Genomic DNA, 12302 nt, shown 5'->3' with positions numbered 1-12302 from the left:
ATGCGATTAACTATTAACAAAAAAAATAAAACTAAATCAAATATTATGAAAGAAAATCAAAGCATGCAAATCATTGACAATGTATACAAAGCATTCGAAAAAGGCGATATCCCAACAATTATGGGGTCTATGAGTCCTAAAATTGAATGGAATGAAGCCGAAAGTAATTCCATGGCAAGCGGCAATCCGTACATTGGTCCAGATGCTATTATAAATGGTGTGTTTGCACGGCTTGGAGCTGAACACGAGTATTTCAAATTAGCAGATATTGAGCTTCATGAAATGAGCAACAATAAAGTATTGGCAACTTTACGATATGATGCTAAAAACAAAAAAACTGGCAAAGGTTACAATGCTCAAGCGGCTCATTTGTGGGTACTTAAAAATGGAAAAATCATAAGTTTTCAGCAATATGTGGATACCAAGAAGTTAGCAGAAGCTGAGCAGTGATAAAAAAAGATCAATTACAGCTACAAAAGAATTATTACCTCCAGAATTTATGATAGATATTGAACCGGAAGTACATAAATCAATTTAATGATAAAAACTATAAAACTAGTATTAACCACAATTTTGGTTTTGCCATTAACTTAAATGGTCTTGCACAAGACACATTAACAAATGATAATTAATAAAACAAAAATTATGAAGAACATCCTATTAATTCTAAGCCTAGCTTTATGTTTTATAACTACTAAGAATGGATATGCCCAAGAAGCAAATCTACCTGATGGTACTATTACCGAAAAACTTGCCTTCATTGAGGATGCTAAGAATTTTAATAGTGAAAGTGAACGTTTAAAGGTGCTTTTCGAAGTCTTTACCAAAAGCCAATTAGAAGCGTCTCCAGTAATGGCTACATTTTTTGGAAAGCCTGGATACAACCAATTATGGGATAACGTTTCACCAGAAGGAATAAAGAAGAACCTAGATATTTTAAAGATTTTCAACGAATCAAAAGACTGGTTTAACCCTAAAGATTTATTGGAAGAAGATAAAATTAACTTCAGTATTTTTAATCGCTCTGTTGGCGACCAATACGCTTTGAATAGTCAGTTTCCACAACAGTATTTAATTATAGACCAAATTCAGGGAATTCATACGATTATACCCGCAATAATTCAAATGATGCCAACCAATTCTCCAAAGGCATTAGAAGACATTACGGCAAGACTTGAAGGCGTTCCGGAACTTTTACAAAACGTTGAAACAACCTTATTAGAAGGTATTGAAAAGGGAATCGTGATGCCACGAAATACAGTAGTACAAGTTCCCGAACAATTAAAAAGCATAATCTCTAAAACTCCAATAGAAAGCATTTTTTATACACCATTTGCAAAGCTAGAAGGAAATGATGTTTTAAAAAAGAAGGTGAAAACGATTATTTCCAAAAGCGTAAACCCAGCTTTAGAAAGGTTCAGGAGTTTTATGACCGATACCTATTTGCCCAACACAAGAAAAACCTATGGCTTAAGTGAATTACCCAATGGAACGGCGTGGTACAATGAGCAAATAAAGTTTCATACCACCACAAATAAGACTGCTCAAGAAATCCATGACCTAGGTCTATCAGAAGTAGCGAGAATAAAACTTAAAATGGAAAAGGTGAAATCTGATCTTAATTTCGATGGAGACATAAATGCATTTAATACTTTTCTAAAGGAAGACCCTCAGTTTTATTTTAACACGCCCGAAGAATTGCTTTCCGCTTATCGTGACATTTGCAAAAAAATAGATCCTGTTTTACCCCAACTTTTTGGGAAACTACCAAGGCTTCCTTATGGTGTAAAAAAAGTTCCTGCTTATTCGGAGCAAGCTACCACAACTGCCTATTATAATCCAGGTTCTCTGCAGACAGGTATGGCAGGCTATTTCTTTGCTAATACCTACAACTTAAAATCGAGACCAAAATGGGAGATGGAAGCGTTGACTATTCATGAAGCTGTGCCTGGCCATCACTTACAAATTTCACTTGCCCAAGAGCTAGAGAACGTTCCAGAGTTTAGAACCATGCTTGGGTTTACAGCATTTATTGAAGGTTGGGGACTATATTCTGAAAGTCTGGGTCCAGAACTTGGAATGTACGAAGATGCCTATTCTCAATACGGACAATTGACGTATGAAATGTGGCGTGCAATTCGTTTGGTAGTTGATACTGGTATTCATGCTTTTGGATGGACAAGACAAGAAGCCATTGACTATTTCATAAAGAATTCCGGAAAAAATGAAAATGATATTACGGTTGAAATCGATAGGTATATCGCTTGGCCTGGACAAGCCTTAGCTTACAAAATTGGAGAACTAAAAATAAAAGAGCTTAGAAAGAAATCTGAAGAAACCCTTAAAGATCAATTTGATATTAGGTCATTTCATGATGTAGTTCTCGGTAGTGGTTCAATTCCGTTGGACGTGTTAGAAGACAATGTAAACCAATGGATAACCAATCAAAAAGGCAATTGATTGAAGGCACGCACGACATGATGGATCCAAAATTTATGGAATAGATGAGTACGGAAGTTCAAAACGGAATTAGATTAACCACAAATGCAGGGCATATTGCTCAATATGATGAACTGGAAGTCATTCATGAAAAGTAATACTCCCAAAAGAGTTGTTTATTTTAAATTAAAAAACCAACCTAAAACCCCATGAAACCAAAATCAACCCGAATTAAATCTATTGACATACTTAGAGGTGTTATTATGGTGCTTATGGCCTTAGATCATGTACGTGCTTATTTCAATTATGGGTCCTTTTTCTCAGACCCAACCAATTTAGAAACAACCACGCCTGTGCTATTTTTCACCCGTTTTATAACGCATTTTTGTGCACCTGTATTTGTGTTTTTGGCTGGAACCTCTGCTTTTTTGTATGGTTATAGAAAAACAAAAAAAGAAGTTTTTAACTTTTTGTTTACACGTGGAATTTGGCTTATTTTCCTAGAAATTGTCGTTAATAATTTGATTTGGACCTTTGACCTCAATTATAGTTTTCTGATTCTTCAGGTAATTTGGACTATTGGAATCTGTATGGTGTGCCTATCTTTTTTAATTTATTTACCAAAAAAAGTAATTCTTGCCATTGGTATTATTTTAGTTGCTGGCCATAATGCTTTGGATGGTATAGTGTTAGAAGGTCAAAGTTTTCAATCTATTATTTGGTATATTTTACATCAAGGAAAGTTTTTTGTTTTTAGTCCCGACTCCATACTTTATATCCATTATCCTATACTACCTTGGATTGGGCTAATGGCTCTAGGGTATTTGTTTGGAACTTTTTATCAAAACGGGTTTAATGTTGCTGTACGTAAAAAATGGCTTTTGTACCTTGGGTTTAGTGCCATTATTCTGTTTTTTGTTTTAAGATTGTCAAATGTTTATGGCGATTTAGTACCATGGACCTATCAAGAAACTACTGCGAAAACGATTATCTCGTTTTTTAATGTCACCAAATATCCACCTTCTTTATTATATTTATGTATTACAATGGGTCCAGCACTCTTGTTTTTATACACTATTGAAACTACTAAAAACAAAGTAACCAATTTCTTTTTGGTCTTTGGTCGCGTACCCTTATTCTATTATTTCTTACACATGTTCGTCATTCATTCATTAGCCATTGTAAGTATTCTAATTTTTGGAGGACATTGGCAAGATATGATAATTGATGCGGAGTCTTTTTTGAATAAAAATTTACTGAGTTACGGTTATTCACTTTTTGCAGTATATCTAATATGGATTGGAGTCATTCTTCTAATCTACCCTATTTGTAAAAAATATATGATTTATAAAGCCAATAATAAAGACAAATGGTGGCTTAGTTACCTTTAATTTAAAATATGATAAAACAGGACAAAGGATTAAAACGATCAATTGGCGTATTTGGATTATCTGCAAATATTATCAATATTATGATCGGTGCTGGTATTTTTGCATTACCTGCTATTATAGCTGGTAAGATGGGTAATTCTAGTATTTTTGCCTATATTTTTTGTGGTATTCTAATTACACTAGTAGTACTTTGCTTTGCAGAAGCTGGTACTAAAGTAAACAATTCAGGAGGCCCTTATACCTATATAGAAACTGCTTTTGGTGATTATGCAGGATTTTTAGCTGGTATTTTTGCAATAGGTAGTAATATGATTGCTAGTGCTGCTGTAGCCATTGCCCTTGTTACTATTTTAGAAACCATTTTTCCAGTTTTAGGATTGTTAACTGCACGGATTGGTTTTTTATTATCTTTATATGCATTGTTCACGTTCGTAAACATTTTAGGTATAAAACAAGGTATGGGTTTAGTAAAACTGAATACCGTTTTGAAATTAAGTCCTCTCCTACTTTTGGTAATTATTGGATGGAAAGATGTATCCTATACCAATTTACAGATAGATTCGTTACCTACTTTTTATGAACTTGGAGATGCTTCTTTAGTTCTCTTTTTTGCATTTTTAGGATGTGAAACAGGATTGATTGTTGGCGGAGAGATAAAAAACCCCAAACGTACTATTCCGCGTTCTATTTTTATCAGTATTAGTGTAGTTGTCGGTTTATATATACTTATTCAGCTAGTCTCTCAAGGGATACTGGGGAACGAATTGGTTAATTATAAAGCTTCACCGTTGGCAGAAACAGCTAAAATTGTATTGGGCCCATTTGGATATGTACTTTTAATCATTGGTGCCGCTATTTCTATGCTAGGCTTAGTAAGTGGTGATTTATTGAATACACCACGTGTTTTATTTGCACTTTCAAGAGATAATGTAATTCCGATAATAAAACTATCCAGCATACATAAAAAATTTGCAACCCCCCATGTGGCTATTTTAATTTATAGTAGTATGACATTTATATTTGCAATTACTGGTAGTTTTGAGCAATTGGTTGTTATCGCAACGAGTACCGTTCTTCTCCTCTATTTAGGTGTTGCCCTTTCCGTAATAAAGTTGCGTAAAATACAAAAATCGGAACCGGGAGATTTTAAAATTCCAGGAGGCATAACCGTACCCATACTTTCCATTCTTATAATTTTTTACTTTTTGTCACACTTGTCTACTAATGAAATGATTGGTACCATATTATTTATAGGGATACTAACGATACTTTTTTTTATAATCAAAGCCTTTAAAATGAAAATGGAATGATAAATATGGTTAAAATGAGGAAAAACTTCACAACTGTATTAAGGGCAGTTAGTGGAACATAAAAGTATCCCAACCAAATAAAGGATTGAAAAATGATCAAAACCCTTAAAATAAATGTAGAAACTATTAAATAAAACATATAACCTACTAAGAGCCGTCCTAAAAGCATGAAATTAAAAAAAACAGAAGAAAATGAAATAAGAAAAGTGTACGACACTTGGCTAAACAGCTATCTGAATGGTGATGTTACCACTTATGATTCTTACTTTGACGATGAATATCATTTCATTGGGTCTACTCATAATGAAGAATTTTTAAACAGAAAAGACACGACTCATTTTTTTGCAGATACGGCCGAACAATTCGCTGGTAAATGTGATTTAAGGAATGAAAGACTAACCATAGAAAAATTTGGCGAACTTATTTTTATTACACACCTCTTTGACGCTTGGTTTATAAATGAAACTGATTGGGCCTATTATGGACGATTCCGCTTTACATCAGCTTTAGAAAATAAGATAGAAGGTTGGCGTTTTATTTATCAACATTTTTCTACCACAGATTCTAAAACAAAAGAAGGTGAAAGCATTGGTTTTGATCAGATTAGTGCTGAAAACTTACAACTCCGTGAAGCCATAAAAAGAGGTACCATCGAACTTGAAACGAAAAACCGAGAATTAGAAATCGAAGGAGCTTTAGAACGGATTAGAGCCCAAGCTGTTTCCATGCAACAATCGTCAGACTTACTCGACATTGTAGTGTCCATGCGAAATGAATTTACCAAATTGGGTCACCAAGCTCATTACTTCTGGCACATGATGTGGTTACCCAAATCTTATGAAAAAGCCATGACCTCTGGTGATGGTACCAAAATTGGATTTGTAATGGAGTTACCTAGACATATTCATGGTGATATTCCTTTGTTAGCGAAATGGGAAAAGAGTACAAAACCAACTGTTGTGTACGCCATGAATGTTGCAGAAGCTATTGATTATGTAGATAAAATGGTTGCACTTGGTGATTTTAAGAATATTGATCCCCAAGCACCGAGTCATGACGATATTAGGAATATCGGTGGATTAACCTTTATCATGGCAAGGACCACACATGGAGAAATTGGTTACTCTTTGCCTGGAATTATTAAAAATCCTCCTTCCGAAGATTTAGATATTTTAATACAATTTTCTGGTGCTTTTGACTTAGCACATAGACGTTTCTTAGACCTACAAAAAGCAGAAAAGCAAGCTAGAGAAACCCAAATTGAACTGGCTTTAGAAAAAGTAAGAAGTCGCACAATGGGTATGCAGCGAAGTGATGAATTAAGAGATACTGCTATGCTTCTATTCCAACAAGTGGAAGAATTAGGAATAAATTCCTTCGCCTGTGGTTTTAATATCTGGGATGACGACAAGAAATTTGCTACTGCTTGGATGGCAGGTAAAAATCGACTTCAGCCTCCTTTTAAAACAAATTCTAATGAAGACGTGTATCTTCTTTTTCACGAAGCAGAAAAAAGAGGTGACGCTTTATTTGTTTTAGAACAAAAAGGTAAGGAACTAGAAGACCATTATAAGTATATGCTATCAATTCCTGAAGTAAAAGCATTGGCTAAAGCTGGACTTTCGTTTCCAAGTTTTCAAATTATACATTGTGCCTATTTTTCAAAAGGTTACCTCATGTTTATTACACATGAACCTGTTCCAGAGACACAAGATATTTTTATACGTTTCGCCAAAGTTTTTAACCAAACTTATACACGTTTTCTGGATCTTCAAAAAGCAGAGGCACAAGCAAGAGAATCTGAAGTTGAATTGGCATTAGAAAAAGTGCGAAGTAGAACCATGGCCATGCAACATAGTGACGAATTACAAGAAGCCTCTTTCCTATTAGATGAACAAGTAAGAGGGTTAGGTATTCAAACCTGGGGCTGTGCTTTTCATATTTATGGAGAAAACGAATCTACAGAATGGTTTGGTAATGAAGCGGGTGTTTTACACACCTATACAGTGCCACGAGAAGGCATATTTAAAGAGTATTACCAAAAAGGTGAACAGGGAGAATCACTTGTAATACAAGAATTTTCTGGGGAGGAATGTACGGCTCATTATGAGTATATGAGTACGCTTCCTGTTATAGGAGATGTGTTACAAATTTTGAAGAAAACAAATAATGGCTTTCCAACCTATCAAATTGACCATGTGGTCTATTTCAAGTATGGTTATTTGTTATTTATTACACGAGAACATGTTCCAAATGCTCACGACATTTTCAAACGTTTTGCCAACGTTTTTGAACAAACCTACACACGTTTCCTTGATTTACAAAAAGCAGAAGCACAAGCCAAGGAAGCACAAATAGAACATGCTTTAGAAAAAGTACGGTCTCGTACCATGGCCATGCAAAACAGTAAAGAACTTGGAGAGGTTATACTTGAAGTTCTTAATAAATTGCAGGAATTAGGTATTTCTATGAAGCATAGGGCGACAGCAATATTTACTTATGAAGCTGAAAGTAAAGATTACGAGCAATGGGTAGCTTCACCCGTATATAATTCCATATTAAGTTTTAATACCCCATATTTTGACCACCCTGTTCAAAACGATATTTGGAACGCAAGACAAAATGGAACAGATTTCTATGCTAAGCCCTATACAGTTGAAGAAAAGAATTCACTCTTTAACTATTTATTCAAGCTTCCCGCATTAAAAAGCATGCCTCAGGCAGAAAAAACAAAGGCACTACAATTTAAGTTTTACAGTATTTCAATAGCATTTCAAAAACATGCTGCATTAGTTGTTGTGGATCATTCTGGAATTCCCTTAACCGAAGCTGAAAATAGCATCCTAAAACGACTTAATAAAGTATTTCATCAAACCTACACACGATTTTTAGACTTACAAAAAGCGGAAGCACAGGCACGAGAATCAGAAATTGAACTCGCACTAGAAAGAGTAAGAGCTAGAACCATGGCCATGCAAAAAAGTGTAGAATTAGGTGATGTTGCTTTTATACTTTTTCAACAACTAAAGAGTTTGGGTGGTAATCTTTGGGGTACAGGATTTGGTTTCTGTAAAATGGCTTCCGATACGGATGAATATTGGCTTGCTAACGAAAAAGGCGTCATGCCTTATCTTAAAGTTCCAAACACGGTTGATCCAACTCATAAACAAATGTATCTCGGTTGGAACAAAAAATTAGAATCACTTTCTATTGAAAAAGGTGGTAAGGAACTCAAAGCACATTACAACTATATGCTCTCTGTTCCTGATTTAAAACCCATTTTTCAAGGCATTTTAGATGATGGCATTGTATTTCCTAAATGGCAAAAATGGCATGCGGCGTATTTCAAGTATGGCTACTTGCTAGTCATTACTACAGAAATCTATGAAAATGAAGAAATTCTTCCACGCTTCGCCAAAGTCTTCGAACAAACCTATACGCGTTTTCTTGACCTCCAAAAAGCAGAAAAACAAGCAAGAGAATCAGAAATTGAATTGGCATTAGAAAGAATTCGTGCACGTACCATGGCCATGCAAAAAAGTAGTGAACTTTTAAAAGCGGGAGAATTACTATGGAATGAAATCACAAAATTGGGTATCAACTGTTTTACAAGCGGTTATGTTTTAATGGATGATAAGGAAGACATTGGCTGGAATTACACGCCGAATCCTTCCACCGGGAAAATTTTAGAGCAAGCCATTGGTATTCCGCATAAACAAACAACTCCAATGCGGAAAATTGTTGCCGATTGGAAAAAACAAGCACCGTTGTGCGTTATCGAACTGACCAGAAAACAAACTATTGCACACCAAACTTTTGTGGCAGAAAAGGGGATCAATTTTCCTTTTTCCGCAAAGGAACTTGTTGAAATATCACCTAAAGAAATCGTAATCCATTCGTTTAACTTTAAGCAAGGCTATTTACTAATTATTGGTAGCGAAAAACTAACCAAAACACAGGTTGAAGTGATGTTACGCTTTACTAAAGTATTTCAACAAACTTATACACGTTTCCTAGATCTTAAAAAAGCAGAGCAACAAGCTAGAGAGTCTCAAATTGAAGCAGCTTTAGAGCGTACACGTACCCAAAGTATGCTTATGCAGCATTCGGATGAGTTGCATGTAACCGTTCAAGTATTTCATCAACAATTACAGTTGTTAGGTATTGATTCTGAATTTTCTTATTTATGGTTACCTGAAGAATCAGAAAAAAACCATTCGTTTTGGGCAACTTGGAGTGAAACTAAAAAAGGTAAAACAATTTTCAAAAACAAAACTGTTTCTTATCCATTAGACAAACAAGAACCATCAATTGCAGCTTGTTATTTAGCTTGGGATGGTGAAGAAAAAGTGCATGTTAATACTGTAGAACCCGATAAAGTAGAAGCTTATTTTAACACATGGTCAGAGCTCCTCAATGGTGTAGATAAATTTAAACCCGAATTATTTCCAGATGGACTGTATTATATAGATGCTTACATGTCATACGGTTGCTTTGGAATTATGATAAAGCGGGAGCTTACTAGAGATGAAAAAAATATACTTAGTCGATTTTCAAAAGAATTCCAACGTACGTATACACGTTTCCTAGACTTACAAAATGCTGAAAGTCAAGCAAGGGAAGCAAGAATAGAAACCTCCCTTGAAAAAGTAAGAAGCAGAACCATGGCAATGCAAAAAGGTGAAGAAGTTAAAGATGTTGTAGTCCTTTTGTATAAAGAGCTCATATCGCTTGGTGTTACCAACTTTGCTACCTGTGGTTATGTAGAAATAAATGAGAAAACCAACAAGCAAGAAACCTGGGTCACAAACCCTGGAGGTGACTCTTTAGGATTATTTTATCTTCCTTTAACTGGAGATGTACATTTTGACGCACGCTACGAGGCATGGAAAAACAAACAAACGGTATTTCACCAAACAGTTGCTGGTAAAGAGCGAAAAAAGCATCTTGAATATGCCATTACCACATTCAATTCAAAAGAGGCAGAAGAGATGGTACTTAATCAATTCCCTGACCCAACTGTATTTTATTGCTTTAATTTTTCACATGGCTATTTACACCTCGTTTGTGGTTCCTACCTTAGCAAAGAAGAAGAGTCACTATTAGCAAGATTTACGCGAGTATTTGAACAGACTTATGCACGCTTTCTCGATTTAAAAAAAGCAGAAGCACAAGCTATAGAAGCACAAATAGAAAATGCCTTAGAAAAAGTACGTTCCCGCTCATTGGCGATGCACAAACCTGAAGAACTTCAAGAAGTAGTTGCTGTAGTTGCAGAAAAATTAAAAGATTTAGGTGTGATATATGATGCAGGTGGTGTAATTCTTTGCACCTACTTCCCAGACAATAAGGATGTGGTGCATTGGATTGCTGTAGATGACTTTTCGTCTTCGGGACGCTATTTTGTGCCTTATTTTGATAATCCGATTTTTAGTGAAGCTTGGAATTCTAAAATACGAGGCGATGCCTATTTCTCAAAAGAATTCCCTGTTGAAGCGAAAAATGATTTTTTTAAACAAGCATTTGAAAATAGTGATTATAAGCAAATGCCAGACGACTATAAGCTGTTTGTACTTAATGCTAATCAGCATCATCTCTCTGCCGCTTGGTCTAAAAATTCTGCAATTTTAATTCCTTCACTTACTGGTGCAGTACCATCTGAAAGTGATGCCGAAATAATGAAACGGTTTGCCAAGGTTTTTGAACAAGCTTACATCCGTTTTATGGATCTCGAAAAAGCAGAAGCTCAAGCAAGGGAATCTCTCATTGAAATTGGTCTAGAACGTGTAAGAAGTAGAACCCTTGCCATGCAAACATCAAAGGAGTTAGCACAAACAGCTGTGGTGCTTTTTAAACAACTTATCGATTTAGGTATTGCTCCAAATAGATTATTTATTGGTATTATTAAAGAAGAAGGTGCTTCAATAGAAGCTTGGGCAACCAATGAAGATGGTAGTAAAATAGCGAACCGATTTATTTTGAAAGCATCAAAAAACAAATCCATCAAAAAAATGGTTACAGGATGGAAACAACAAAAACAATCGATAGTTATCGATATGAAAGGTAAAGAGTTAAAGGACTATTTTCATTATTTAAGTGAAGAAATGAAAATTCCTTTCATGTTTGGATTAGAACAAAAAAGAAGAGTTCAGACTATTGCCTATTTTTCTGGTGGCTTTATTGGAATGGCTGGTCCTGATGAACAATCTGAAGACAACATACATTTAATAGAACGTTTTGCTTCCGTTTTTAATTTAACATACACACGTTTTAATGATTTAAAAGTTGCAGAAGCACAGTCTAAAAAAGCTGAAGAAGATTTAATAAATCTACAACTTGCGAAAAAAAGTGCAGAAAAAGCATTATTAGAATTACAGCAAACTCAAAAACAACTCATCCAATCTGAAAAAATGGCAAGTTTAGGTGAGCTTACGGCTGGGATTGCCCATGAAATTCAAAACCCTTTAAATTTTGTAAATAATTTCTCTGAAGTTAGTGGTGAATTAATCGATGAAATGAACGAAGAAATTGAAAAAGGAGATTTAGAAGAAGCTAAATTCATAGCCAAAGATATTAAAGAAAACCTTGAAAAAATAAACCATCATGGTAAACGTGCAGATGGTATCGTAAAAGGAATGTTACAGCACAGTCGCAGCAGCAGTGGGCAAAAAGTACCCACGGACATCAATGTCTTGGCAGATGAATATTTACGTCTGGCCTATCATGGATTGCGTGCCAAAGACAAATCGTTTAATGCCAATTTAGTAACTGATTTTGATGATGAAATTACAACTGTAACTATTATTCCACAAGATATAGGTCGCGTAATCTTAAACTTAATTACCAATGCATTTTATACCGTTGATGAAAAAAAGAAATCAGGTGCAGCAAACTTTGAACCAACGGTTTCAGTTTCCACTAAACAACTAAAAGACCAAGTTCTTATCACTGTAAAAGACAATGGTAATGGCATTCCAAAACACATACTCGACAAGATTTATCAGCCTTTTTTCACCACCAAACCTACGGGGCAAGGTACCGGATTAGGCCTCAGTATGAGTTACGACATCGTTAAAGCACATAATGGTGAATTAAAAGTAGCAACCAATGAAGGAGAAGGTTCTCAATTTTCAATTTTACTCACATTATAACAACCATAAAG

At 35.1% G+C, this 12302-nt stretch carries 5 protein-coding genes; all 5 read left to right on the top strand.

The window, feature by feature from the left end:
- The first annotated feature begins 45 nt into the window (after nucleotides 1-45).
- The 5 genes from D3P13_RS05405 to D3P13_RS05385 all read left to right on the top strand — a co-directional run bounded on the left by D3P13_RS05405 (nucleotide 46) and on the right by D3P13_RS05385 (nucleotide 12291).
- A complete protein-coding gene (locus D3P13_RS05405; protein WP_117881164.1) occupies nucleotides 46-450 on the top strand; it encodes a nuclear transport factor 2 family protein in 405 nt (134 codons plus the stop codon).
- A gap of 195 nt (nucleotides 451-645) precedes the next feature.
- A complete protein-coding gene (locus tag D3P13_RS05400; RefSeq protein WP_157972834.1) occupies nucleotides 646-2460 on the top strand; it encodes a DUF885 domain-containing protein in 1815 nt (604 codons plus the stop codon).
- A gap of 188 nt (nucleotides 2461-2648) precedes the next feature.
- A complete protein-coding gene (locus tag D3P13_RS05395; protein WP_117880304.1) occupies nucleotides 2649-3830 on the top strand; it encodes a DUF1624 domain-containing protein in 1182 nt (393 codons plus the stop codon).
- Between the two features lie 8 nt (nucleotides 3831-3838).
- The gene (locus D3P13_RS05390; RefSeq protein ID WP_117880303.1) at nucleotides 3839-5140 is read left to right on the top strand and encodes an APC family permease; all 1302 of its coding nucleotides are present in this window, start codon (nucleotides 3839-3841) and stop codon (nucleotides 5138-5140) included.
- A gap of 167 nt (nucleotides 5141-5307) precedes the next feature.
- A complete protein-coding gene (locus D3P13_RS05385) occupies nucleotides 5308-12291 on the top strand; it encodes an ATP-binding protein (protein WP_117880302.1) in 6984 nt (2327 codons plus the stop codon).
- Nucleotides 12292-12302: the final 11 nt, after the last annotated feature.

Source organism: Aureibaculum luteum (assembly GCF_003449015.1).
Taxonomy (GTDB): domain Bacteria; phylum Bacteroidota; class Bacteroidia; order Flavobacteriales; family Flavobacteriaceae; genus Aureibaculum; species Aureibaculum luteum.
The sequence above is the reverse complement of the archived record's forward strand: the minus strand, read 5'-3'. Positions and strand labels throughout refer to the sequence as shown.